This window comes from Streptomyces sp. NPDC046977 (genome assembly GCF_040644455.1).
Taxonomy (GTDB): domain Bacteria; phylum Actinomycetota; class Actinomycetes; order Streptomycetales; family Streptomycetaceae; genus Actinacidiphila.
On the sequence record NZ_JBEYWO010000003.1, the window covers coordinates 287,965 to 310,839 of the forward strand.

Below are 22,875 nucleotides of genomic sequence, written 5' to 3' on the forward strand. Positions count from 1 at the left end.
GGAAACGTTTCCCCCTCCCCGTACCGCGGGGAACCGGACCGGGCGCCCGAGCGGCGCCCCTGCCCTGCCGGGCCCCCGAGCCGCTCTCGGGCCCGCCCGGATCCGCCGGACCGCAACCGCACCCCCGCGTCACGGCCGCCCGCCGTGCCGGGGCGACACCGGCACCGCACCTCCCCCATGGACTTCGCGCAGCTCTGGGCCCAGGCTGAGGAGCCATGGACCTCACCGGGGAATTCACGCTCGATGCCGGCATCACCTACCTGAACACCGCGTCGGCGGGCGTCGGCCCGCGCCGGGCCGCCGACGTACTGCGCACCGCCGTGACCGCCTGGTCCGACGGCAGCGACGACTGGGTGCGCAACGAGGCCGTCCTGAACACCACCCGCGCCACCTACGCCCGGCTGACCGGCGTGCCGGCCGACCGGGTCGCCGTCGGCTCGTCGGTCACCACGCATGTCGGGATGATCGCCGCGGGCCTTCCGGCGGGTGCCGAAGTCGTGCTCGCGGAGGGCGACTTCAGTTCCCTGGTCAACCCCTTCGCCTCCCGCCCCGACCTCGCTGTCCGCACCGTGCCCCTGGAGGGCGTGGCCGACGCCGTCCGTCCCGGCACCGCGCTGGTCGCCGTCAGCGCGGTGCAGTCCGCGGACGGCCGCGTCGCCGACCTCGCCGCGGTCCGCGAGGCCGCCGGCCGGCACGGCGCCCGCGTGCTGGTCGACGCCACACAGGCGGTCGGCTGGCTGCCACTGACCGCCGGGGCCTACGACTACGTGGTGTGCGGCGGCTACAAGTGGCTGCTCGCCCCCCGCGGCGTCTCCTTCCTGACCGTGCGGGAAGGCGCCGAGGACGGCCTGTCCCCGCACTTCGCCGGGTGGTACGCGGCCGAGGACCCCTGGGGCGACTGCTACGGGCCGGTGGCCCGGCTCGCCCGCTCCGCGCGGCGCTTCGACGTCCTGCCCCCGTTCCTGCCGTACCTGGCCGGCGCGGCCTCCCTCGGGCTGATCGAGGAAGTGGGCGTCGGGGTGATCGGCGCCCACGACACCGCGCTGGCCGAGCGCTTCCGGGCGGGACTGCGCGAACTCGGCCACAAGGCCGTGCCGCCGGGTGCGCACGACTCGGCGATCGTCGCCGTCCCGGGCCTGGGGGACGCGGCGGAACGGCTGGCCGCGGCCGGCATCCGCCTCTCGGTCCGCGCCGGGAACCTGCGGGCGGCGTTCCACCTGTACAACACCGAGGCGGACGTGGACCTGCTGCTGCGCGTGCTCGCGCGCTGAGCGGCCGGAAATCGCGTCGCCCCGCCGCGGGCGGCCGCCGTACGGTCGCGGGATGAGAGTGCTCTCGGTCAACGTGGGACGTCCCCGGCCGAACCCGTGGAAGGACACGGGCGTCACGGGCATCGACAAGCGGCCCGTGACGGGTCCGGTGGCCGTGACCGCGCCGGGCCCCAAGGGCACCGGCGCGGTGGGCCTGGCCGGCGACCGGGCGTACGACGTACGCCACCACGGCGGCCCCGACCAGGCCGTCTACGCCTACGCCCGCGAGGACCTGGACGGCTGGGAGCGCGAACTCGGCCGGGACCTGCGCGACGGCATGTTCGGGGAGAACCTCACCACCCTCGGCGTGGACGTCAACGGGGCGCTGATCGGCGAACGTTGGCGGATCGGCGGCCCGGCGGGCGCGGTCCTGGAGGTGTCCTGCCCGCGCATTCCCTGCGGCACCTTCCAGGGCTGGCTGGACGAGGCCGGCTGGCTCCGGCGGTTCACCCGCGCCGCACTGCCGGGCGCCTACCTGCGGGTGGCCGAACCGGGCGGGATCCGCGCGGGCGACCCGGTGGAGGTCGTCCACCGCCCCGGCCACGCGGTGACCGTCGCCCTGGTCTTCCGGGCGGTCACCCTGGAACCCGGCCTGCTCCCGGCTCTGTTGGCGGCGGACGCGCTCCCGGAGGAGATCCGCGCCGCGGCGCGCGGGCGCACACCGTCCCACTAGCCTTTCGGGGCATGACGACTTCACTCATCACGGGAGCCACCGCGGGCCTCGGCGCGGCCTTCGCCCGCCGGCTCGCGAGCGACGGCCACGCCCTCGTCCTCGTCGCGCGCGACGAGCAGCGACTGGAGGAACGCGCCGCCGAGCTGCGCCGCACCTACGCGGTGACCGTGGAGGTGCTGCCCGCCGACCTTTCGACGGACAAGGGCATCGAGGCGGTGGAGAGCCGGCTGGGCGACCGCGAGCGCCCGGTCGGCGTACTGGTCAACAACGCGGGCTTCGGCAACCGCGGTGCCTTCGGCGACGTCCCCATGGCCGAGGAGCTGACCATGCTCAAGGTGCACTGCGAGGCCGTGCTGCGGCTGACCGGCGCGGCGGCCGCGGCCATGAAGGAGCGCCGCCGCGGGTTCATCGTCAACGTGGCCTCGGTGGCGGCCTTCGTGCCGCGCGGCACGTACGGCGCGAGCAAGGCGTGGGTGGTCAGCTTCACCCGGGGCGCGGCCCGCGAACTGTCCGGCAGCGGGGTGCGGCTGATGGCGCTGTGCCCGGGCTTCGTCCGCACCGAGTTCCACGAGCGGGCCGGCCTGGACACCTCCGGCATCCCCTCCTGGGCGTGGCTCGACGCCGACAAGGTGGTCGCCGCCGCCATCCGCGACCTGGCCCGCGGCCGCACGCTCAGCGTGCCCGACCCGCGCTACAAGGCCGCGGCGCTCGCCGCCAAGTTCGCCCCGAGCGGCGCCATGGGCTCGGTCTCCGCGTCGGCGGGACGCCGCTTCGGTCCTCTCTACCCCCGGGACTGACGCGGCCGGAAGGCTCACCGGGCATGCCGAAGGCCCCCGTTCCCGCACCGGGAACGGGGGCCTTCGGGCGCACTCAGTGGGAGTGGCCGTGACCGTGGCCGTGACCGGCCTCGGCGGGCTCCTCCTCCTTCTTCTCCACCACGAGGGTCTCGGTGGTGAGAAGCAGGGAGGCGATGGAGGCGGCGTTCTCCAGGGCGGAGCGGGTGACCTTGACCGGGTCGATGACGCCGGCCTTCACCAGGTCGCCGTACTCGCCGGTCGCGGCGTTGAAGCCGTGGCCCTTCTCCAGCTCGGCGACCTTGGAGGTGATGACGTAGCCCTCCAGGCCGGCGTTCTCGGCGATCCAGCGCAGCGGCTCGACCGCGGCGCGGCGGACGACCGCGACACCGGTGGCCTCGTCGCCGGACTTGCCGAGGTTGTCCTCCAGCACCTTGACGGCGTGGACGAGCGCGGAGCCACCACCGGAGACGATGCCCTCCTCGACCGCGGCGCGGGTCGCGGAGATGGCGTCCTCCAGACGGTGCTTCTTCTCCTTGAGCTCGACCTCGGTGGCCGCGCCGACGCGGATGACGCACACGCCGCCGGCCAGCTTGGCGAGGCGCTCCTGGAGCTTCTCGCGGTCCCAGTCGGAGTCCGTGGTGGTGATCTCGCCCTTGATCTGGTTGATCCGGCCCTCGATCTCCGAGGAGTCGCCCGAACCGTCGACGACGGTGGTCTCGTCCTTGGTGACGGTCACGCGGCGGGCGTTGCCGAGCACGTCCAGGCCGACCTGGTCGAGCTTGAGGCCGACCTCCTCGGCGACGACGGTCGCGCCGGTGAGGGCGGCGATGTCGCCCAGCATGGCCTTGCGGCGGTCGCCGAAGCCGGGGGCCTTGACCGCGACCGCGTTGAAGGTGCCGCGGATCTTGTTGACCACCAGGGTGGACAGGGCCTCGCCCTCGACGTCCTCGGCGATGATCAGCAGGGGCTTGGAGGCGCCGGCCTGCAGCACCTTCTCCAGCAGCGGGAGCAGGTCCTGGATGGAGGCGATCTTGCCCTGGGTGATGAGGATGTACGGGTCCTCCAGGACGGCTTCCTGGCGCTCCGGGTCCGTCACGAAGTACGGCGACAGGTAGCCCTTGTCGAAGGCCATGCCCTCGGTGAAGTCCAGCTCCAGACCGAAGGTGTTGGACTCCTCGACGGTGATGACACCGTCCTTGCCGACCTTGTCGATCGCCTCGGCGATCAGCTCGCCGACCTGCTTGTCCTGGGCGGACAGCGCGGCGACGGCGGCGACGTCGTCCTTGCCCTCGATCGGGCGGGCCGAGGCGAGCAGCTCGTCCGAGACGGCCTTGACGGCGGCGTCGATGCCCTTCTTCAGGGAGGCCGGGGAGGCGCCGGCGGCGACGTTGCGCAGACCCTCGCGCACGAGCGCCTGGGCGAGCACGGTGGCGGTGGTGGTGCCGTCACCCGCGATGTCGTTGGTCTTGGTCGCCACCTCCTTCACCAGCTGCGCGCCGAGGTTCTCGTACGGGTCGTCGATCTCGACCTCACGGGCGATGGTCACGCCGTCGTTGGTGATGGTCGGGGCGCCGAACTTCTTGTCGATGACGACGTTGCGGCCCTTGGGGCCGATCGTCACCTTCACGGTGTCGGCGAGCTTGTTGACTCCACGCTCAAGGGCGCGACGGGCGTCCTCGTCGAACTTCAGGATCTTGGCCATACCGGCGGAATTCCTCGTCTTTGGGTTCTCGTCAAAGACCGCGCCCCGGGCCCCCGGTCCGTGCTTGGACTCGGTGTGCCCGGGGCGTGGTCACGGCATTTCTCGGTTACGAGCGGCGCCGGATTTACTTCTCGACGATCGCGAGGACGTCGCGAGCCGAGAGGACGAGGTACTCCTCGCCGCTGTACTTGACCTCGGTGCCGCCGTACTTGCTGTACAGCACGATGTCGCCGACCTTGACGTCGAGCGGGATGCGGTTGCCGTCCTCGAAGCGACCCGGGCCGACAGCCAGGACGACGCCCTCCTGGGGCTTCTCCTTGGCGGTGTCCGGGATGACCAGGCCGGAGGCGGTGGTCTGCTCGGCATCCAGCGGCTGGACCACGATGCGGTCCTCGAGCGGCTTGATGGCAACCTTGGTGCTGGCGGTCGTCACGATCCGACCTCCCCCTTCAAAGGGCTCACGGGAGTGTCTGTCTGGGGTGGCGACCTGGTAGGCCCGTCGTCGCGGGTGCCGGACCTGCCCGTCGCTTTGTTATTGGCACTCGGCAGGGCTGAGTGCCAGGTCTGAGATTATGACGCGCTTAGCACTCGGTCAAGCGGAGTGCCAACGCCGCGCCGTACGCGGTCGCCCGGGACCGGGGCAGCGACCGCGGCGCGGGACAATGGACGACGTGGATCTCGACGCGTTCTCCGCCCTGCTGACCGACGAGGGGCAGCGGCTGCTGGCCGCCCTCCGCGACTACGACCCCGCGGACGAGATCGCCACCGCGACCCGCCTGCGGCGCGAGCACGACGCGGCCCTGGTCTCCGCGGCGCTCACCCAGGCGCGGCTGCGGCAGCGGGCCGAGGCGAAGTTCGGCGAGGACGCGTACGCGATGTACTTCACGCCCCACGGAGTGGAGCAGTCGACGCGGGCATCGGTGGCCCGGCACCGCGCGGAACGGTTCGCGGCCCTCGGCGTGCGGCGGCTGGCCGACCTGTGCTGCGGCATCGGCGGCGACGCGATCCCGCTGGCGCGGGCCGGCGTGGACGTGCTGGCCGTCGACCGCGATCCGCTGACCTGCGCGGTGACCCGGGCCAATGCGCGGGCGCTGGGGCTCTCCGAACGCATCGAGGTGCGCTGCGCCGACGTCACCGAGGTGGCCGCGGACGGCTTCGACGCGGTGTTCGTGGACCCCGCCCGGCGCGGGGGCCGCGGCAGGATCTTCGACCCCGAGGCGTACTCCCCGCCGCTGTCGTGGGCCGTCGCGGCCGCACGAAAGGCGCCGCTGGCCGCGCTCAAGGTCGCGCCGGGCATCCCCCACGAGGCGGTGCCGCAGGACGCGGAGGCGGAGTGGGTCTCCGACCGCGGCGACGTGAAGGAGGCCGTGCTCTGGTTCGGCACGGCCGCGGGCACCCGCCGGGCGACCCTGCTGCCCTCCGGCGCCTCCCTGCCCGCCGCGGGCCTCCCCGACCCCGCGGTGCGCCCGGTCGGGCGCTGGCTCTACGAACCCGACGGCGCCGTCATCCGGGCCCACCTCGTCGCGGACGTCGCGGCGCAGGTCGGGGGCGGGCTCATCGACGAGACCATCGCGTACGTCACCTCCGACGAAGTACGGGCGACGCCGTGGGCGACCGCGTACGAGATCACCGACGTGCTGCCGTTCAGCCTCAAGCGGCTCAAGGCGCTGCTGCGGGAACGGGAGGTGGGCGTGCTCACGGTCAAGAAGCGCGGCTCGGCCGTCGAGCCGGAGGAGTTGCGCCGCAGGGTCAGGGCCCAGGGGCCCAATGCGGTGACGGTCTTCCTGACCCGGGTCGCGGGTGCGCCCAGCATGCTGCTCGGCTCACCTGTTCCCCCGCCCTCCCGCCCGTGTGCCCTGTGAAGTCAGGTGCCCCGACGCCAGTCGTTGGGGGGCCGGGTGCGGGCCCTCCGGGGCTGCCATTCTGGACAGCACATTTAGGTGCCTCAAGCACTCTCGGCTGCGTACCCCGGGTCACGCACCCAAATATGCTCCACAGTCCAGAACGCCACCCCTACGACCCCGCCCCCTCCGTAGTCTCCGCGCCTGATCCCCGGTGGGTGGGCGAAGAGGCGGTCCGGGGTCGACGCAAGTGCCCATCCGACCCCCCACCGGCCGTAAGCCGCCCCTACCGGCCCGGGAGGGGGTGTGGCGGGGTGCGCCCGCTGGGGGCACCTCCCAGCGGTAGCTGGGGGAGACGAGCGGAGACCGCGGTACACGAATCGAGGGGGTAACCCGCGAGCGCTGTGGGGGTCCCCCCGGCCGAAGGTTGGGGGAGGGCGGGAGGGCGGGGGAAAAACCCAGGCACAGCGAAGCGCAGCGCACCTCAGGCCACAGACTCGAAGCGCCAGCGGTGGACACCCCGCCGGCACAGCGCCTCCGGCGGATCCGGCAGTTCGGGGAGTTCCGCGTCGTACGCGGCATCCCACCAGGTGATGACCAGCACCCGGTCCTGCGGGGCCGAGAAGCTCTCCCGGCGCACCGGGGCGGGCGTCAGCGTCCGGGCGCGGACCCACGCGAGGAGTTCGGGCCCGCCGCCCTCCACGGCGCGGGCCTCCCACATCAGGGCGACCGTCATGACGAGTAGAGGTTGTCCTTGCTGAGCTCGTGCACGTGGTCGTGGTCGTGGGTGTGCCCGGGCACGGACACGTCGGTGACCAGCAGCGAGGAGTCCGCCGGGAGGTCCCACGTCGAGGACGGGCGGTTGCGGGCGACCATCTCCGCGCCGAGTGCCGCCACCATCGCGCCGTTGTCGGTGCACAGCTTGGGCCGCGGTACGCGCAGCACGATGCCCGCGTCGTCGCAGCGCTCCTGCGCGAGCGAGCGCAGCCGGCTGTTGGCGGCGACACCGCCGCCGATCATGAGGTGGTCGACGCCGTTGTCCTTGCAGGCGCGGATGGCCTTGCGGGTCAGCACGTCGGCCACGGCCTCCTGGAAGGAGGCGGCGACGTCGGCGACGGGCACGTTCTCGCCCTCGCGGCGCTTGGACTCGATCCAGCGGGCCACGGCCGTCTTCAGCCCGGAGAAGGAGAAGTCGTACAGCGGGTCCCGGCCGCCTGTGAGGCCGCGGGGGAAGCGGATGGCGGCCCGGTCGCCCTCGCGCGCGACGCGGTCGATGGCGGGGCCGCCGGGGAAGCCGAGGCCCAGCACGCGGGCGACCTTGTCGAAGGCCTCGCCCGCCGCGTCGTCGATGGTGGCGCCGAGCGGCCGGACGTCGCCGGTGATGTCGGGTGCCAGCAGCAGCGAGGAGTGCCCGCCGGAGACCAGCAGCGCCATCGTGGGTTCGGGGAGGGCGCCGTGCTCCAGCTGGTCGACGCAGATGTGGGAGGCGAGGTGGTTCACGCCGTACAGCGGCTTGCCGAGGGCGTAGGCGTACGCCTTGGCGGCCGAGACGCCGACCAGCAGCGCGCCCGCCAGGCCGGGTCCGGCGGTGACGGCGATGCCGTCGAGGTCGGAGGCGGCGACGCCGGCCTCCTTCAGCGCGCGCCGGATGGTGGGGACCATCGCCTCCAGGTGGGCGCGGCTGGCGACCTCGGGGACGACGCCGCCGAATCGGGCGTGCTCGTCCACGCTGGACGCGATCGCGTCGGCCAGCAGCGTGTGTCCGCGCACGATGCCGACACCGGTCTCGTCGCAGGACGTCTCGATGCCGAGGACAAGGGGCTCGTCAGCCATGGGTCGTCTCAGTTCCTTGTAGACCTGGTGCTTCTCGTGTGTCCGCCGTCAGATCGCCGAGCCGCATGACCAGGGCGTCGACGTTGCCGGGCTGGTAGTAGCCGCGCCGGAATCCGATCGGCTCGAAGCCGAAGCGCTCGTACAGCCGCTGGGCGCGGATGTTGTCGACCCGCACCTCCAGCAGCACCTCGTGGCACTCGAACGACGTGGCCTGGTGGAGCAGTTCGCGCAGCAGGCGGGCGCCGAGGCCGGTGCCCCACTGGTCGCGGGCGGCGGCGATGGTCTGCACGTCGCCGGTGCCGGCCACGGCGGCCAGACCGGCGTAGCCCACCAGGCGCCCGTCCTTCTCGGCGACGACGTAGTGCCGGGTCGCGGCCGGGTGCCGGGCGTCGGCGAGCTCGGACCAGAACATGCCGCGCGACCAGGCGTCGTCGGGGAAGAGCAGGTGCTCCAGCTCCATCACCGGCTCCAGGTCCCACCAGCGCATCTCGCGCAGGACGGCGGTCACTGCGGCAGGACCGCCTTGTATCCGGCCGGCACCTGCGCGTCGGGGCGGCGCAGGTAGAGCGGAAGCGGGGGGAGGAAGTCCTCGCCCTCGGCCAGCTTCGCCGCGGCGAGCGCGGCGAGCGCGCCGGCGGACTGGTCGGCGGGCGGGCGGACGTCGGTGAAGACGCCCGGGTACAGCGCGGCGCCCGCGCCCACCGCGGGCAGGCCCGCGACGTGTTCGGCGATCTCGGCCGGGTGGTCCACCGCCGGGTCGCCGACGCGGTCGCGCGGGCCCTCGTAGCGGGCCCAGTAGACCTCCTTGCGGCGGGCGTCGGTGGCCACGACGAAGGGACCGTCGATCCCGGCGGCGTAGGCCAGGCCGTCCAGCGTGCACAGTCCGTGCACGGGCACCCCGAGGACGTCCCCGAAGGCGGCGGCGGTCACCAGGCCCACGCGCAGGCCGGTGTAGGGACCGGGGCCGACGCCGACCACCAGTCCGGTCAGGTCGGCCGGCTCGGTGCCCGCCTCCCGCAGCACGCGGTCCACGGCGGGCATGAGCAGTTCGCCGTGCCGGCGCGCGTCGATCTCCGTCGACTCGGCGAGCACGCGCTGCCCGTCGTGCAGGGCGACGGTCACGGCGGGGGTGGCGGTGTCGAAGGCAAGCAGCAGCACGCGTTCAGCCTACGGCGTTCACCGGGGCGGCCCTGCCGCCACCGGGGTCCCCGCCGGTACGGGGGCGGCGCTCGGGTCCCGCCCGCACCGGCTGCTAACGTCAACCTGAGTCTGACGCCCCCACTTCCGGAGGACCCCGTGGCAAGGATCGGTTCAGGGACGATCGTGGCCGGACTGACCGCAGCCGCCCTGGCCGCCGTCGGCGTGCTCGCCGTCCAGGCCTCCAGCTCCGCCACGGAGGTGACCGCGGGCGGCGCGGCGGTGTCCACGGACGACGGCACCTCGCCCTCGGGCACCACGTCCCCCTCCGCGGGAAAGAAGCTCCTGCTGCCCGCCGCCTCCGGCAGCGGCCGCCGCGTGGTGTACTCCCTGCGCCAGGACCGCGTCTGGCTGGTGGGCGACGCGGGCACGGTGAGCCGCACCTACGTCGTCGTGCCGGGCACGGTGGACCCGGACCCGGGGACGTACGACGTGACGACGCGCAGCGCCAGCGGCACCGGCGGCGACGGGGTCCCGATCGAGCACGTGGTGCGTTTCGCGTCGGTGGACAACGTGATCGTCGGCTTCAGCGCCGCCCGTGACGGCTCGCTGCCCAAGCCGGACCCCTCGCAGCAGACGGGCGGCATCCGCGAGAAGCGCCCGGACGGCATGGCCCTGTGGAAGTTCGCCACGATCGACACCAAGGTCGTCGTCGTCCGCTGAGCCCGCACGCCGGCGCCAGGGAATCACCCGACCGAGTGAACGACTTAGGCCGCGTCCGCCTCGGGGGCCGTCCTTTCGGGGGCCTGCTGGTCCGGGGCGCCGGGCTCCGCCGGCTGCTCCGGCGGCGTAGGGGGCGTACTGACCGCGTTCGCCGCGGCACACGCGGCGAGCAGTGCCTCCACCGAGTAGCCCGGCTCCGGCTCCGGCACCTTGTGGGCCGACATGGTTGCCTCCTGGGGCGGGGGGCGGTGTGGTCCGAGGGGCTGGAGGTTAGGCAGCCCTAACTTCTCCTCGCACCTCCAGAAGAACACGTGACCCGTGCCCGGCGCAACATCTTCCCGACAGCTTGTCGGAACGGTTACGCCCCCAGCGCCACCAGGTTCTCCCCGGCCCAGCGGGCGCCGACCCCGGTGACGACCACCTCGCGCACGTCGTGGTCCTCCTGCCCGTTCCCCGACGCGATCTCGCCCACCGCACGGTGGATCACCAGCTGGAGGCGGTCCTCGGACAGCTCCTCGACCTTGCCCTCGCCCCATTCGACGACCACGACCGACTCCGGGAGCGAGACGTCCAGGTCCAGGTCCTCCATCTCGTCCAGGCCGCCGGCGAGCCGGTACGCGTCGACGTGCACCAGCGCCGGACCGCCGGTCAGCGACGGATGGACCCGCGCGATCACGAAGGTCGGCGACGTCACCGCGCCGCGCACGCCCATGGCCTCGCCCAGGCCGCGGGTCAGTGTCGTCTTGCCCGCGCCCAAATCCCCGCTGAGCAGGACGAGATCACCCGCCCGCAGCAGTGGTGCGAGGCGCCGCCCCAGCTCCCGCATCTGCTCGGGGGTCCTGACGACGACCCGGATCGCTTCCCTGCCGATGGCTTCCATGCCCATGGGCCCGAATGCTACGCGCCGCCGGTGACCGTCCGGTCGGACCGGCCCTGCTGCCGCGGCACCGCCGGCCGCGCCGCGGCCAGCTCGCGCAGCGCCTGCGGCACGGGCGCGCGCGAGGCGTCCGCCGCCTCGGCGAGGACCGCGGCGAGATGCGTGTTGACCAGGTCCGGCTGCTCAAGCATCACCAGGTGGCCGGCGCCGGGGACGACGACCAGCTCGGTGTCGGGCAGCCGCTCGGCGATGGCCCGGCTGTGCTCACTGGGCGTCAGCAGGTCCTTGTCCCCGGCGAGCACCAGTCCGGGCAGGCCGTCCAGGACGTCCAGCGCCTCGCTCTTCTCGTGCTCGGTGAAGGCCGGGTAGAACTCGGCGACCACGTCGATCGGCGTCGACTCGATCATCCGCTCGGCGAACCGCGCGACCGCCGGGTCGACGTCCGAGCCGAACGAGTAGCGCTTGATGATCCCGGCGAAGAGATCGGCCGTCGCCCGGCGCCCCCGCTCCACCAGGTCCACCTGGGTGCCCAGGATGCGCAGCACCCCCGGCGCCAGCGCCCGCAGCGCCCGCGCGCCCACCGCCGGCAGGCCCAGCGTCACACTGGCGAGCTTGCCGGAGGACGTGCCCACGAAGGCAAAGCCCACGACGCGCTCCCGGACAAACTCGGGGAACTGGTCGGCCAGCGCCATGACCGTCATGCCGCCCATGGAGTGCCCGACGAGCACCACCGGGCCCTCCGGCACGGCGGCGTCGACGACCCGCATCAGGTCGCGGCCGAGCTGGTCGATGGTGGCCCGCTCGCCGCCCGCCTGGTCGGTACCGCGGGCGGAGCGGCCGTGGCTGCGCTGGTCCCAGTACACGGCGCGCACCGCGCCGCGCAGGGCCGCGCGCTGGAAGTGCCAGGAGTCCTGGTTGAGGCAGTAGCCGTGGCTGAAGACCACGGTGAGCGGGGCGCTCTGCCCGGGGCGCCGGAACAGGCCCCAGCGGCGGGCCGGCGCGACCGGGTCGGCGACGGCCGGATCGGCCTCCTCGACCTCGTAGTACAGCTCGGTGCCGTCCTCGGCGGCCACCCGCCCCGGCATCCCGCGCAGCGACCCGTAGGGCCCGGACACGTCGAGGGCCAGCCGTGCGCGCCGGCGCATGCTGCGGCCGACGGTGACGCGCTCCAGGGCCACGCCCGCGGCGGCACCCGCCGCCACGACGCCGATGGCCGCGCCCGCTATCCCCGCGCTGCGCCAGCGGCCGGACGACAGCACACCGCCCGAACCACCCGTCACGGCCTCCGCGACCGCCTCGGCGGCCCCGGCCACCGCCTCGGCCGCCTCCACCGCTCTCCCCGCCGTACTACCGCTCTCGGACCCGCTCATGTCGTCTTCGCTGCTTCCCCTCGGCTACGCGGTTACGTACCCACGTAGACGCGCGGCACCCGGCTCCCGATCCGGGTGACGATCTCGTACGCGATGGTGCCGGCGGCACGTGCCCAGTCCTCGGCGGTCGGCTCGCCCCGGTCGCCGGGGCCGAACAGCACGGCCTCGTCGCCGGCCTCGGCGTGGTCGCCGCCGAGGTCCACGACGAACTGGTCCATCGCCACCCGGCCCGCGGCGGTCCGCCACTTGCCCGCCACCAGCACCGGTCCGGTGCCCGAGGCGTGCCGCGGGACACCGTCCGCGTAGCCGAGCGGGACGAGGGCGAGGGTGGTGTCGCCGGGCGTCGTGTAGTGGTGCCCGTAGCTGACGCCGTGTCCGCCGGGCACCCGCTTGACCGAGGCCAGCCGGGCGGAGAGCGTCATCACCGGCCGCAGCCCGAACTCCGCCGGGCCGCCGACCTGCGGGACCGGCGAGATCCCGTACATCGCGACACCGGTCCGCACGAGGTCGAAGTGCGCCTCGGGCAGGGTGAGCGTCGCCGGGGAGTTGGCCATGTGCCGCACCTCGGGGCGCAGCCCGGCGCGTTCGGCGGTCTCCAGCGCGGTGCGGAAGACGGCCAGCTGAGCGGCGATGGAGGGGTGCCCGGGCTCGTCGGCGCACGCGAAGTGCGACCACAGGCCGGTCACCTTGACCAGGCCGGCCTCCTCGGCGGCGCGGGCGGCGGTCACCAGGTCCGCCCAGTCGGCGGGCTGGGCGCCGTTGCGGCCCAGCCCGGTGTCCGCCTTGAGCTGCACCCGGGCGGTGCGGCCGGCGGCCTCGGCCGCCGCGGCCGCCGCGCGCAGCGCCCACAGCCCGCTGACCGTCACGTCGAGGCCCGCCTCGACCGCGTCGCGCCACGGCCCGTTCGGCGTCCACAGCCAGCACAGCACCGGGGCGGTGATCCCCGCGGCCCGCAGCGCCAGCGCCTCCTCGGGGGTGGCGGCGCCGAGCCAGGCGGCGCCGGCCTCCAGCGCCGCCCGGGCGGCCGGGACCATGCCGTGGCCATAGGCGTCCGCCTTGACCACGGCCATCAGCCCGGAACGGGGCGCACGGGCGCGCAGCGCCGCGACGTTCGACCGCAGAGCGGCGAGATCGATCGTGGCCTGGGCACGCAGATTCGTCTCATCCATCGCGCCCAGTGTCTCAGGCCCGCCCGGTGCCCCCGTCACGTGCCGGACTTGTGCCCAAAGACATGCACCTGGTCATGGAGCTTCATGATGTTCCACAGCCGGCCCGCGTCGGGCGTGGACAGGTTCACGCAGCCGTGCGAACCCGGCGGGCGGTAGACGCTGCCGGTGATGGCGTGCAGGGCCTGGCCGCCGCTGAAGAACTGGCTGAAGGGCATGGGCGCGTCGTAGAGGTCGGACACGTGGTCGCGGTGGCGCCAGTAGACCTTGAAGCGCCCCGTGCGGGTCGCGAAGCCCGTACGCCCGCTGCGCATGGAGACCGGCCCGAAGACCACGTTCGACGCACTGGTCTGCACCCACACGATCTGCCGGGTCAGGTCCACGCACGCGACGCGCTGCCCCTTGGCCGGGGTCATGCACTGGCGGCCCGCGTTCGGGCCCTGGCGGATGGCCAGGTCCAGGCGCAGGTGGCCGAAGGTGGTGGGCCCGGCGAACCCGGTGTCGGGCAGGATCTCGCTCTCCTGCTGGTAGCGCTGGATGGCGTAGCAGTCGTCCTCGGACTGCTTGCCGTCCACCGGCAGCCCCAGCAGCCTCTCCACGTCCCGCTGGTACGGGCCGGCGAGCGGGGTGCAGTACGGCGACAGACGGCCGGCGGCGGCCTCGTCGGGCGGCAGCCACTCGACCTGCTGCGGGTCGATGGGCGCCTGCTCCTCCTCCGCCTCCTCCTCGTCGTAGTCGCCGCGGTTCTCCTCGGCGTCGTGCGAGTGGTCCACGTGCTTGGGCGGCAGCCCCTGGTCCGGGGTGTCGGCGGGCCCCGGCAGGTCGTACTGCTGGAACGGGACCCCGGCGACGTAGTCTTCCAGCTTCACGGGGTGGTGATCATCGGCGGAGGCCGTCGTCTCTGCGCCCAGGGCGGACAGGACGACCAGGGCGGCGGTGCACAACCGCGCCCCCCGGCAGGCGTACGTTCTTCCCATGCCTTGACGGATAGACGCGACGCCGCCCGCCGGAACACTCCGCGCGCGGACTCCACCCGTTTCGCCCAGCTACGATCTGACGCTCCGCCAGGCATCGGGAACCGCGTCGGCCACGTCGTGCGCCGCGACCGGCGCCCCCACCGCCCCGGCGGCGACGCGCGCCGCGAGACCGTGCAGATACGCGCCGGCCGACGCGGCGTCACGCGCCGCGAGGCCCGCGGCGAGCAGCGAACCGGTGATGCCGGAGAGCACGTCCCCACTGCCGGCCGTGGCCAGCCAGGGCGTCCCCGTCGGATTGACCCGCACCGGCACGCCCGGCTCCGGGTCCGCCACCAGCGTCGTCGAGCCCTTCAGCAACGCCGTCGCGCCGAACTCCGCCGCCAGCCGCCGCACAAAGACCAGCCGGGACGCCTCGACCTCCTCCCGGGCCACGCCCAGCAGCGCCGCCGCCTCCCCCGCGTGCGGGGTCAGCACGGTGGGCGCGGAACGCCCGCGCACGGCCGCGCGGTCCAGCAGCCGCAGCCCGTCGGCGTCCACCAGCACCGGGACGTCCGAGGCGACCACGTCCGCCACGGACTGCCGCGCCTCCGTGCCGTCGCCGAGCCCCGGGCCGACCACCCACGCCTGCACCCGGCCCGCCTTGTGCGGCGGCCCCGCCGACACCAGCGCCTCCGGGAAGCGCGCGACCACCGCCCGCGCGCCCGGGCCCACGTACCGCACGGCCCCCGCGCCGGCACGCAGCGCGCCCGCCACCGCCAGCACGGCCGCGCCGGGGTAGCGCTCCGACCCCGCGACCACGCCGACCACCCCGCGGCGGTACTTGTCGCTCTCCGCCGACGGATGCGGCAGCAGCGCCGCCACGTCCGCGTGCTGCAACGCCTCCAGGTCCGGGGCGGGCGGCTCCAGACCGATGCCGATCAGGCGCAGGGCGCCCGCGTACTCGGCGGCGGGGTCGATCAGCAGGCCCGGCTTGTACGTGCCGAACGTCACCGTCATGTCGGCCCGTACCGCCGCGCCGCGGACCTCACCGGTGTCCGCGTCCACACCGCTGGGCAGGTCGACGGCCACCACGATCGCGGGCGCCGCGTGCGCGGCCTCCGCCAGCGGCACCGCCTCCGGGCGCAGACCACCCTTGCCGCCGATGCCCACGATGCCGTCCAGGACGAGGTCGGCGCGGTGGATCAGCGCCTCGGCGTCCACGTCCGCCGCGGTCACGGCCCGGCCGCCGGCCGCGCGCAGGGCGGCCAGCCCGCCGGGGTGCGTCTTCTCCGGGGAGAGCAGCAGCGCCGTCACGCCCGCCCCGCGCCGGGCGAGCCGCGCGCCCGCGTACAGGGCGTCGCCGCCGTTGTCCCCGCTGCCCGTCAGCACGACGACGCGGGCGCCGTACGCGCCACCGCCGAGCGCTGTCGCGCAGGCGGCGGCGAGGCCTGCGGCGGCACGCTGCATCAATGTGCCGTCCGGCAGGCGGGACATGAGCTCGCGCTCGGCGGCCCTGACGGTGTTCACGTTGTGCGCAACCCGCATGAGGCCCATGTTCCCATCCCCCCGCGCATGTTGCTGCCCAGGTTCTCCCCCGCCCTCCCTCCCGTGTGCCCTGTGAAGTCACGCGCCCCGACGCCAGTTGTTGGGGGGCCGGGTGCGGGCCCTCCGGGGCTGCCATTCTGGACAGCACATTTAGGTGCCTCAGGCACTGTCGGCTGCGTGCCCCGGGTCACGCACCCAAATATGCTCCACAGTCCAGAACACCACCCCTACAACCCCGCCCCCTCCGTAGCTGCAAGCGCCTGATCCCCGGTGGGTGGTCTGAAGCGGCACCGTGCTCGGGCACCCGTAGGCGCCGCGCCGTCCAAGTGCGCAGCCGTCGCCGCCCACAGACACCCCACCGGCCGTAAGTCGCCCCAACCGGCCCGGGAGGGGGTGTGGCGGGGTGCGCCCGCTGGGGGCACCTCCCAGCGGTAGCTGGGGGAGACGAGCGGAGACCGCGGTACACGAATCGCGGGGGTGACCCGCGAGCGCTGTGGGGGTCCCCCCGGCCGAAGGCTGGGGGAGTACCCCGGCGCGGCACCGACCCCACAGGCAACAGAGCGGGGCCCGCACTTACCGCGCCGGGCTGGGGGCACCCCCGGCCGAAGGTTGGGGGAGGGCGGGCGGGCGGGGAAAAAACCCAGGCACAGCGAAAGCGTCAGCCCTCTGCGACCACCATCGCCGACGCGACCCCCGCGTCATGACTGAGCGACACGTGCCACACCCGCACCCCCAGCGCCTCCGCCGCCGCCGCGACCGTCCCCCGTACGACGAGACGGGGCCGCCCGGAGTCCTCCGTGACGACCTCCGCGTCCGCCCAGTGGAGCCCCCCCGGGGCTCCCAGCGCCTTCGCGACGGCCTCCTTCGCGGCGAAGCGCGCCGCGAGGGAGGCGGTGCCGCGGCGCGCCCCGCTGGGGAGGTGGAGTTCGCCGGGGAGGAAGAGGCGTTCGGCCAGGCCGGGGGTGCGCTCCAGGGACTCGCCGAAGCGGTCGATCTCGGCGACGTCGATGCCGACCCCGATGATCACGTGACCCCCCGGCTCATTCGACGGTGACGGACTTCGCGAGGTTGCGCGGCTGGTCCACCTCGTTGCCGCGGGCCGTGGCGAGTTCGCAGGCGAAGACCTGCAGCGGCACGGTGGCGACCAGCGGCTGGAGCAGGGTCAGCGTCTGCGGTACGCGGATGAGGTGGTCGGCGTAGGGGACGACGGACTCGTCGCCCTCCTCCGCGATGACGATCGTGCGGGCGCCGCGCGCCCGGATCTCCTGGATGTTGGAGACGATCTTGTCGTGGAGCACGGACCGCCCGCGCGGGGAGGGGACGACCACGACGACCGGCAGGTCGTCCTCGATGAGCGCGATGGGCCCGTGCTTGAGCTCGCCGGCGGCGAAGCCCTCCGCGTGCATGTAGGCGAGCTCCTTGAGCTTGAGCGCGCCTTCGAGGGCGACGGGGTAGCCGACGTGGCGGCCGAGGAAGAGGACGGTGTTCTTGTCCGCCAGGGAGCGGGCGAGTTCGCGCACCGGCTCCATGGTCTCCAGGACCTGCTCGACCTGCCGGGAGATGTGCGAGAGCTCGCGGATGACGGCGTTGACCTCGTCGCCCCACTTCGTGCCGCGGACCTGCCCGAGGTAGAGGGCGACGAGGTAGCAGGCCACCACCTGGGTGAGGAACGCCTTGGTGGAGGCGACGGCGACCTCGGGGCCGGCGTGGGTGTACAGGACCGCGTCGGACTCGCGGGGGATGGTGGAGCCGTTGGTGTTGCAGATCGCGAGCACCTTGGAGCCCTGTTCCCGGGCGTGCCGCAGGGCCATGAGGGTGTCCATGGTCTCGCCGGACTGGCTGATGGCCACGACGAGGCTGCGCGAGTCGAGGATCGGGTCGCGGTAGCGGAACTCGCTGGCGAGCTCGACCTCGCAGGGCACGCGGGTCCAGTGCTCGATCGCGTACTTGGCGATCATGCCGGCGTGGAAGGCGGTGCCGCAGGCGACGATCACGATCTTGTCGATCTCGCGCAGCACGGAGGCGGGGATGCGGACCTCGTCGAGCGTGAGCTGGCCGCTCGCGTCGATCCGGCCGAGCAGCGTGTCGGCGACGGCCTTGGGCTGCTCGGCGATCTCCTTGAGCATGAAGTAGTCGTAGCCGCCCTTCTCGGCGGCGGAGGCGTCCCAGTCGATGTGGTACGGCCGGACCTCGGCGGGCTTGCCCTCGAAGTCGGTGACGGTGACGCCCTCCCGGCGCAGCTCGACGACCTGGTCCTGGCCGAGCTCGATCGCCTCGCGGGTGTGCTCGATGAAGGCCGACACGTCGGAGGCGAGGAAGTTCTCGCCGTCGCCGACGCCCACGACGAGCGGGGAGTTGCGGCGGGCGCCGACCACGACGTCCGGCTCGTCGGCGTGGACGGCCACGAGGGTGAAGGCGCCCTCCAGGCGGCCGCACACCTGGCGCATGGCCTCGGTGAGGTCGCCGGTGGAGGAGTAGGCCTCGGCGAGCAGGTGGGAGACGGCCTCGGTGTCGGTCTCGGAGTGCAGGTCGTGGCCGCGCTCGGCGAGCTCCGCGCGCAGGGCAGCGAAGTTCTCGATGATGCCGTTGTGGACGACGGCGACCCGGCCCGCGTTGTCCAGGTGGGGGTGCGCGTTGGCGTCGGTGGGACCGCCGTGGGTGGCCCAGCGGGTGTGGCCGATGCCGGCCGGGCCGGTCGGCAGCGGGCGCTCGTCGAGCAGCTTCTCCAGGTTGGCGAGCTTGCCCGCCTTCTTGGCGGCCGCCATGCCCCCGTCCGCCAGGACGGCGACGCCGGCGGAGTCGTAACCCCGGTACTCCAGGCGCTTGAGCCCTGCGATGACCACGTCGAGAGCGGACTGCCCGCCCACGTATCCCACGATTCCGCACATGAGGAGAACTCTAAGCGGCGAAGCCGGAGCGGGGCGCCCGGATGCCCGGGAGGCCGGGCATCCGGGGCATCGGGAGGCGCTCGGTCAGGTCCGCGCGCGGTAGGCGCGCATCACCAGCGGGACGAACACCACGGCGATTCCGGCGGCCCACAGCAGCGACCACATCACCGGGCCGGCGACCTCGCCGGTGCCGGTCGTCAGGGCCCGTACCGCGTCGGCCAGACGGGTGACGGGATTGACGTCGGCCCAGGCCTTGAGCCAGCCCGGCATCGTGTCGGCCCGTACGAAGGCGCTGGAGGTGAAGGTCAGCGGCATCACGAGCACGAAGCCGAAGGTCATCACCTTCTCCGGCTCGGAGACCAGCATCCCGATGAGCAGCGTCATCCACGACATCGCCAGGGCGAAGAGCAGCAGCAGGCCCGCCGCGCCGAGCACCCCGGGGACGCCGCCGTCGACGTCGAAGCCCATCAGCATGCCGAGGCCGAGCATCAGCAGCAGCGACCAGAGCTGCTTGCCGAGGTCGGCGACGACGCGGCCCATGAGCGGGGCGGAGCGCGCGATCGGCAGGGAGCGCAGCCGGTCCAGGACGCCCTTGGTGAGGTCGATGTTCAGGCCCATCGCGGTGTTCATCGTGGCGAACAGCGCGTTCTGCACGATGATCCCGGGGAGCGCGTACTGCAGGTAGGCGTCCGGCGACCCGGCCATCTGGCCGCCGAAGACGTAGGTGAACAGCAGGACGAACATGATGGGCTGGACGCTGAGGTCCATCAGTTCCATCGGGTTGTGCTTGATCTGCACCAGGTTGCGCCAGGCGAGGGTGCCGGTCTGCTGCAGCCCGTCCCAGGGCCGCACCTTGGCGGCCGGCGGCGTCACGTCCAGGGTCACGGCGGTCATACCAGTGCCTCCGTCCTGTCCTCGTCGGTCGTCGTGCCGTCCATCGCGCGGTGCCCGGTCAGGGACAGGAACACCTCGTCGAGGCTGGAGCGGCGCAGGGTGAGCTCGCCCACCTGCACACCGGCCTCGTCCAGCCGCCGGACGACGGCGGGCATCAGCTCCGGGTCGTTCACCGGGGCGGTGACCGCGCCGTTCTCCACGGTGGCGGCAGGGCCGGCGATCACCGAGACCATGGCGTGCACCTTGGGCAGTTCGTCCGCGTTCATCGGCCGCACCTGGAGCACCTGGCCGCCGACCTGCTCCTTGAGGCCGTCGGGGGTGCCCTCGGCGATCACGCGGCCGCGGTCGATGACGGCGATGTCGTCGGCGAGCTGGTCGGCCTCCTCCAGGTACTGCGTGGTCAGCAGGACGGTCGTGCCGTCCCCGACCAGGGTGCGGACGATGTCCCACAGCTCGTTGCGGCTGTGCGGGTCCAGGCCGGTGGTGGGCTCGTCGAGGAAGAGGATGCGGGGCCGGCCGACGAGGCTCGCGGCGAGGTCGAGGCGGCGGCGCATGCCGCCGGAGTACGTCTTGGCGGCCCGGCCGCCCGCGTCCGACAGCCGGAAGTCCTCCAGCAGGCCGGTCGCCCTGGCCCGGGCCTCGCGCCGGGGCAGGCCGAGCAGGCGGGCGATCATCAGCAGGTTCTCGTGGCCGGTGAGCATCTCGTCCACCGCGGCGTACTGCCCGGTGAGCCCGACCAGGGCGCGCACCGCGCCCGCCTCCCGTACGACGTCGTGGCCGCCGACCAGGGCGCGGCCGGCGTCGGGCCGCAGCAGGGTGGCGAGGATGCGCACCGCGGTGGTCTTGCCGGCCCCGTTGGGGCCGAGCACACCGAGCACGGTGCCGGTCCGGGCGGCCAGGTCCACGCCGGACAGGGCCTCCGTCTCCTTGAAGCGTTTGACCAGGCCCTCCGCCTGGATCGCGTAACTCATCCGCGATGTCCTCCCCGTGCCGGTTCCTGTGGTCTTCGTGCGATGCGCACCACTGTCCTCTCCCCCACTGACAACGGGCTGACAGGCGGCTGACAGCCGGTGGGGCCGCAGCCGGCGACCCCGCCGCGAACCCCGTTCATCCCGGCGCAACAATGAGTCCGTGCCGCCGACGACTTCGCCCCACCCCATGCGCCGCCGCGCCGAGCCGACCCCGTACGTCGACCTGACCCGGGCGGAGTGGAGCGCGCTGCGCGACCGCACCCCGCTGCCGCTGTCGGCCGAGGAGGTCGAGCGGCTGCGGGGCCTCGGCGACGTCATCGACCTGGACGAGGTGATCGACGTCTACCTGCCGCTGTCGCGGCTGCTGAACCTGTACGTCGGCGCCACCCACGGCCTGCGCGGCGCGGTCAACACCTTCCTGGACGACTCCGCGGGCGGGCACGGCGCCCAGCCGGGCACGCCCTTCGTCATCGGGGTCGCGGGCAGCGTGGCGGTCGGCAAGTCCACCACCGCCCGTATCCTCCAGGCGCTGCTGGCCCGCTGGCCGGAGCACCCGCGGGTGGAACTCGTCACGACCGACGGCTTCCTGCTGCCCAAGGCCGAGCTGCAGCGCCGCGGGCTGATGTCCCGCAAGGGCTTCCCCGAGTCGTACGACCGGCGGGCGCTGACGCGTTTCGTCGCGGATGTGAAGGCCGGCAAGGACGAGGTGCGGGCGCCGGTCTACTCGCACCTGATCTACGACATCGTGCCCGGCGAGGAGCTGGTGGTCCGGCGCCCGGACATCCTCATCGTCGAGGGGCTCAACGTCCTCCAGCCGGCCCTGCCCGGCAAGGACGGCCGCACGCGCGTGGCACTGGCCGACTACTTCGACTTCAGCGTGTACGTGGACGCACGCACCGAGGACATCGAGCAGTGGTACCTGGCGCGCTTCCGCAAGCTGCGCGAGACCGCCTTCCAGAACCCGCGGTCGTACTTCCACCGGTACACCGAGGTCTCCGAGGAGGAGGCCATGGAGTACGGCCGGCACACCTGGCGCGCCATCAACCAGCCGAACCTGCTGGAGAACGTGCTGCCGACCCGCGGCCGGGCCACCCTGGTGCTGCGCAAGGGCGCCGACCACAAGGTGCAGAAGCTGTCCCTGCGCAAGCTCTAGGGGGGCGCCGGGCCCGGTAGCCTGCGCGCATGCTGCATCTTCGGATGATCGTCCCGGAGGCCGACACCGACCGGGTGGTCTCGCTCGTGGAACGGACCGTGGGCACCGCCCACGTGGCCGTGCTGGCCGGCGCCGCGCGCAACCCGCGCGGCGACGTCGTGCTGTGCGACGTGGCCCGCGAGTCCGCCGATGAACTGCTGCACGGTCTGCGGGGCCTCGGCATCGCCGACACCGGCGCGATCACGGTCGAGCAGATCGACCTCACGCTCTCCCGGCGGGCCGACAAGGCCGAGCAGGAGGCACCGGGCGAGGGCGCGGACGCCGTGCTGTGGGAGTCGCTGACCGAGGCGACGCACGAGGAGTCCACGCTCACCGTCACCTACCTGGCGTTCCTGTCGGTCGCCACGATGCTGGCCGCCTGCGGCGTGATGCTGGACAGCGCGATCCTCATCGTGGGCGCGATGGTCGTCGGCCCCGAGTTCGGCCCGCTGGCCGGAGTGTGCACGGGGCTGGTACGGGGGCGGCTCGCGCTGGCCCGGCGCTCACTGGTCGCGCTGCTGGTCGGCTTCCCGCTCGCAATGGTGCTCACGGGCGGCTTCAACTACCTGATGGACGTGCTCGGGGTCTTCAGCGAGGCGGACTTCACCGCGCCCCACCCGTCCACCGAGTTCATCTGGCAGCCGGACCTGAGCTCCCTCGTGGTGGCGCTGCTCGCCGGGGTCGCCGGCATCCTCTCGCTGACCTCCGCCAAGTCCGGGGCGCTGGTCGGGGTGGCGATCTCGGTAACGACCGTCCCGGCCGCCGCGAACGCCGCCCTGGCGCTGAGCTACGGCGACTACCGCGAGCTGTGGGGCTCGTCGGCCCAGCTGGGTGTGAACCTGGCGGGCATCGTCATCGCGGGCGTCCTGACGCTGCTCGCCCAGAAGGGCTTCTGGGCGGTGCAGCGCAGGCGGCGTACGGAACCGGGGTCGTTCGCGGTCTAGGGCCTGTTTCGAAAGTAGCGTCGGCCGCCCGGAGGGCGGGTCCCGCGGCTCCCCCA

Annotated in this window: 23 protein-coding genes; 7 read left to right on the forward strand and 16 right to left on the reverse strand. The window is 73.5% G+C overall.

The window, feature by feature from the left end; translation table 11 throughout:
* Window positions 1-215 precede the first annotated feature (215 nt).
* From ABZ883_RS06350 to ABZ883_RS06360, 3 genes are read left to right on the forward strand one after another with little or no spacing between them, the layout of a single operon-like run.
* A complete protein-coding gene (locus tag ABZ883_RS06350; RefSeq protein WP_360902386.1) occupies window positions 216-1,271 on the forward strand; it encodes an aminotransferase class V-fold PLP-dependent enzyme in 1,056 nt (351 codons plus the stop codon).
* Window positions 1,272-1,323: 52 nt separating this feature from the next.
* Window positions 1,324-1,983, forward strand: coding sequence for an MOSC domain-containing protein (locus ABZ883_RS06355; protein ID WP_360902389.1), 660 nt, complete (start codon window positions 1,324-1,326; stop codon window positions 1,981-1,983).
* 11 nt (window positions 1,984-1,994) lie between these two features.
* The gene (locus ABZ883_RS06360) at window positions 1,995-2,780 is read left to right on the forward strand and encodes an SDR family oxidoreductase (protein ID WP_360902392.1); all 786 of its coding nucleotides are present in this window, start codon (window positions 1,995-1,997) and stop codon (window positions 2,778-2,780) included.
* Between the two features lie 73 nt (window positions 2,781-2,853).
* On the opposite strand, the gene groL is transcribed toward ABZ883_RS06360, so the two are convergent.
* The gene (gene groL, locus ABZ883_RS06365) at window positions 2,854-4,482 is read right to left on the reverse strand and encodes a chaperonin GroEL (protein WP_360902395.1); all 1,629 of its coding nucleotides are present in this window, start codon (window positions 4,480-4,482) and stop codon (window positions 2,854-2,856) included.
* A gap of 124 nt (window positions 4,483-4,606) precedes the next feature.
* Window positions 4,607-4,915 (reverse strand): co-chaperone GroES, encoded by a 309-nt coding sequence (gene groES, locus ABZ883_RS06370; protein WP_018562788.1) that lies wholly within the window; start codon window positions 4,913-4,915, stop codon window positions 4,607-4,609.
* A 229-nt stretch (window positions 4,916-5,144) separates the two neighbouring features.
* On the opposite strand from groES, the gene ABZ883_RS06375 reads away from it, so the two are divergent.
* Complete coding sequence (locus ABZ883_RS06375; RefSeq protein ID WP_360902399.1) at window positions 5,145-6,344, forward strand: class I SAM-dependent methyltransferase; 1,200 nt, start codon at window positions 5,145-5,147, stop codon at window positions 6,342-6,344.
* Window positions 6,345-6,807: 463 nt separating this feature from the next.
* Here ABZ883_RS06375 and ABZ883_RS06380 read toward each other — a convergent pair whose 3' ends face one another.
* The 4 genes from ABZ883_RS06380 to tsaB are packed head-to-tail and all read right to left on the reverse strand — an operon-like array spanning window position 6,808 to window position 9,314.
* Entirely contained in the window at window positions 6,808-7,059 is a 252-nt protein-coding gene (locus ABZ883_RS06380) for a hypothetical protein (RefSeq protein WP_360902402.1), read from the reverse strand.
* The gene (tsaD, locus tag ABZ883_RS06385; RefSeq protein ID WP_360902405.1) at window positions 7,056-8,156 is read right to left on the reverse strand and encodes a tRNA (adenosine(37)-N6)-threonylcarbamoyltransferase complex transferase subunit TsaD; all 1,101 of its coding nucleotides are present in this window, start codon (window positions 8,154-8,156) and stop codon (window positions 7,056-7,058) included. The genes ABZ883_RS06380 and tsaD overlap by 4 nt, the downstream gene beginning before the upstream one ends.
* Window positions 8,149-8,643 (reverse strand): ribosomal protein S18-alanine N-acetyltransferase, encoded by a 495-nt coding sequence (gene rimI, locus ABZ883_RS06390; RefSeq protein WP_360902952.1) that lies wholly within the window; start codon window positions 8,641-8,643, stop codon window positions 8,149-8,151. The genes tsaD and rimI overlap by 8 nt, the downstream gene beginning before the upstream one ends.
* A 17-nt stretch (window positions 8,644-8,660) precedes the next feature.
* On the reverse strand, window positions 8,661-9,314 hold the full coding sequence (gene tsaB, locus ABZ883_RS06395; protein ID WP_360902408.1) for a tRNA (adenosine(37)-N6)-threonylcarbamoyltransferase complex dimerization subunit type 1 TsaB: 654 nt from the start codon (window positions 9,312-9,314) through the stop codon (window positions 8,661-8,663).
* Between the two features lie 138 nt (window positions 9,315-9,452).
* Here tsaB and ABZ883_RS06400 point away from each other — a divergent pair, with 138 nt between their 5' ends.
* Window positions 9,453-10,016, forward strand: a complete 564-nt coding sequence (locus tag ABZ883_RS06400; protein ID WP_360902411.1) for a hypothetical protein — start codon at window positions 9,453-9,455, stop codon at window positions 10,014-10,016.
* 44 nt (window positions 10,017-10,060) lie between these two features.
* Here ABZ883_RS06400 and ABZ883_RS06405 read toward each other — a convergent pair whose 3' ends face one another.
* The 10 genes from ABZ883_RS06405 to ABZ883_RS06450 all read right to left on the reverse strand — a co-directional run bounded on the left by ABZ883_RS06405 (window position 10,061) and on the right by ABZ883_RS06450 (window position 20,683).
* Complete coding sequence (locus tag ABZ883_RS06405) at window positions 10,061-10,240, reverse strand: hypothetical protein (RefSeq protein ID WP_360902414.1); 180 nt, start codon at window positions 10,238-10,240, stop codon at window positions 10,061-10,063.
* 134 nt (window positions 10,241-10,374) lie between these two features.
* A complete protein-coding gene (tsaE, locus tag ABZ883_RS06410) occupies window positions 10,375-10,902 on the reverse strand; it encodes a tRNA (adenosine(37)-N6)-threonylcarbamoyltransferase complex ATPase subunit type 1 TsaE (protein ID WP_360902417.1) in 528 nt (175 codons plus the stop codon).
* 11 nt (window positions 10,903-10,913) lie between these two features.
* Window positions 10,914-12,173, reverse strand: a complete 1,260-nt coding sequence (locus ABZ883_RS06415) for an alpha/beta hydrolase (RefSeq protein ID WP_360902955.1) — start codon at window positions 12,171-12,173, stop codon at window positions 10,914-10,916.
* A 122-nt stretch (window positions 12,174-12,295) separates the two neighbouring features.
* Entirely contained in the window at window positions 12,296-13,432 is a 1,137-nt protein-coding gene (gene alr / locus ABZ883_RS06420; protein WP_360902420.1) for an alanine racemase, read from the reverse strand.
* 35 nt (window positions 13,433-13,467) lie between these two features.
* A complete protein-coding gene (locus ABZ883_RS06425) occupies window positions 13,468-14,406 on the reverse strand; it encodes a L,D-transpeptidase (protein WP_360902423.1) in 939 nt (312 codons plus the stop codon).
* Between the two features lie 69 nt (window positions 14,407-14,475).
* Window positions 14,476-15,930: an NAD(P)H-hydrate dehydratase gene (locus tag ABZ883_RS06430; protein ID WP_360902426.1), complete on the reverse strand. Its 1,455-nt coding sequence runs from the start codon at window positions 15,928-15,930 to the stop codon at window positions 14,476-14,478.
* Window positions 15,931-16,588: 658 nt separating this feature from the next.
* Window positions 16,589-16,957 (reverse strand): holo-ACP synthase, encoded by a 369-nt coding sequence (locus tag ABZ883_RS06435; RefSeq protein ID WP_360902429.1) that lies wholly within the window; start codon window positions 16,955-16,957, stop codon window positions 16,589-16,591.
* 13 nt (window positions 16,958-16,970) lie between these two features.
* On the reverse strand, window positions 16,971-18,818 hold the full coding sequence (gene glmS / locus ABZ883_RS06440; protein WP_360902432.1) for a glutamine--fructose-6-phosphate transaminase (isomerizing): 1,848 nt from the start codon (window positions 18,816-18,818) through the stop codon (window positions 16,971-16,973).
* A gap of 84 nt (window positions 18,819-18,902) precedes the next feature.
* The gene (locus ABZ883_RS06445; protein WP_360902435.1) at window positions 18,903-19,712 is read right to left on the reverse strand and encodes an ABC transporter permease; all 810 of its coding nucleotides are present in this window, start codon (window positions 19,710-19,712) and stop codon (window positions 18,903-18,905) included.
* On the reverse strand, window positions 19,709-20,683 hold the full coding sequence (locus ABZ883_RS06450; protein WP_360902438.1) for an ATP-binding cassette domain-containing protein: 975 nt from the start codon (window positions 20,681-20,683) through the stop codon (window positions 19,709-19,711). The genes ABZ883_RS06445 and ABZ883_RS06450 overlap by 4 nt, the downstream gene beginning before the upstream one ends.
* A 187-nt stretch (window positions 20,684-20,870) precedes the next feature.
* Here ABZ883_RS06450 and coaA point away from each other — a divergent pair, with 187 nt between their 5' ends.
* Both coaA and ABZ883_RS06460 read left to right on the forward strand, forming a co-directional pair.
* A complete protein-coding gene (gene coaA / locus ABZ883_RS06455; RefSeq protein ID WP_360902958.1) occupies window positions 20,871-21,836 on the forward strand; it encodes a type I pantothenate kinase in 966 nt (321 codons plus the stop codon).
* Window positions 21,837-21,865: 29 nt separating this feature from the next.
* A complete protein-coding gene (locus tag ABZ883_RS06460; protein ID WP_360902441.1) occupies window positions 21,866-22,819 on the forward strand; it encodes a DUF389 domain-containing protein in 954 nt (317 codons plus the stop codon).
* Window positions 22,820-22,875: the final 56 nt, after the last annotated feature.

Excerpts from the sequence above, each read along its gene's own strand:
- ABZ883_RS06350 (WP_360902386.1), top strand. The coding sequence starts at position 216 with ATGGACCTCACCGGGGAATTCACGCTCGATGCCGGCATCACCTACCTG.
- ABZ883_RS06355 (WP_360902389.1), top strand. The coding sequence starts at position 1,324 with ATGAGAGTGCTCTCGGTCAACGTGGGACGTCCCCGGCCGAACCCGTGG.
- ABZ883_RS06360 (WP_360902392.1), top strand. The coding sequence starts at position 1,995 with ATGACGACTTCACTCATCACGGGAGCCACCGCGGGCCTCGGCGCGGCC.
- groL (WP_360902395.1), bottom strand. The coding sequence starts at position 4,482 with ATGGCCAAGATCCTGAAGTTCGACGAGGACGCCCGTCGCGCCCTTGAG.
- ABZ883_RS06375 (WP_360902399.1), top strand. The coding sequence starts at position 5,145 with ATGGACGACGTGGATCTCGACGCGTTCTCCGCCCTGCTGACCGACGAG.
- ABZ883_RS06380 (WP_360902402.1), bottom strand. The coding sequence starts at position 7,059 with ATGACGGTCGCCCTGATGTGGGAGGCCCGCGCCGTGGAGGGCGGCGGG.
- tsaD (WP_360902405.1), bottom strand. The coding sequence starts at position 8,156 with ATGGCTGACGAGCCCCTTGTCCTCGGCATCGAGACGTCCTGCGACGAG.
- rimI (WP_360902952.1), bottom strand. The coding sequence starts at position 8,643 with ATGCGCTGGTGGGACCTGGAGCCGGTGATGGAGCTGGAGCACCTGCTC.
- ABZ883_RS06405 (WP_360902414.1), bottom strand. The coding sequence starts at position 10,240 with ATGTCGGCCCACAAGGTGCCGGAGCCGGAGCCGGGCTACTCGGTGGAG.
- tsaE (WP_360902417.1), bottom strand. The coding sequence starts at position 10,902 with ATGGGCATGGAAGCCATCGGCAGGGAAGCGATCCGGGTCGTCGTCAGG.
- alr (WP_360902420.1), bottom strand. The coding sequence starts at position 13,432 with ATGGATGAGACGAATCTGCGTGCCCAGGCCACGATCGATCTCGCCGCT.
- ABZ883_RS06425 (WP_360902423.1), bottom strand. The coding sequence starts at position 14,406 with ATGGGAAGAACGTACGCCTGCCGGGGGGCGCGGTTGTGCACCGCCGCC.
- ABZ883_RS06430 (WP_360902426.1), bottom strand. The coding sequence starts at position 15,930 with ATGCGGGTTGCGCACAACGTGAACACCGTCAGGGCCGCCGAGCGCGAG.
- glmS (WP_360902432.1), bottom strand. The coding sequence starts at position 18,818 with ATGTGCGGAATCGTGGGATACGTGGGCGGGCAGTCCGCTCTCGACGTG.
- ABZ883_RS06445 (WP_360902435.1), bottom strand. The coding sequence starts at position 19,712 with ATGACCGCCGTGACCCTGGACGTGACGCCGCCGGCCGCCAAGGTGCGG.
- ABZ883_RS06450 (WP_360902438.1), bottom strand. The coding sequence starts at position 20,683 with ATGAGTTACGCGATCCAGGCGGAGGGCCTGGTCAAACGCTTCAAGGAG.
- coaA (WP_360902958.1), top strand. The coding sequence starts at position 20,871 with ATGCGCCGCCGCGCCGAGCCGACCCCGTACGTCGACCTGACCCGGGCG.
- ABZ883_RS06460 (WP_360902441.1), top strand. The coding sequence starts at position 21,866 with ATGCTGCATCTTCGGATGATCGTCCCGGAGGCCGACACCGACCGGGTG.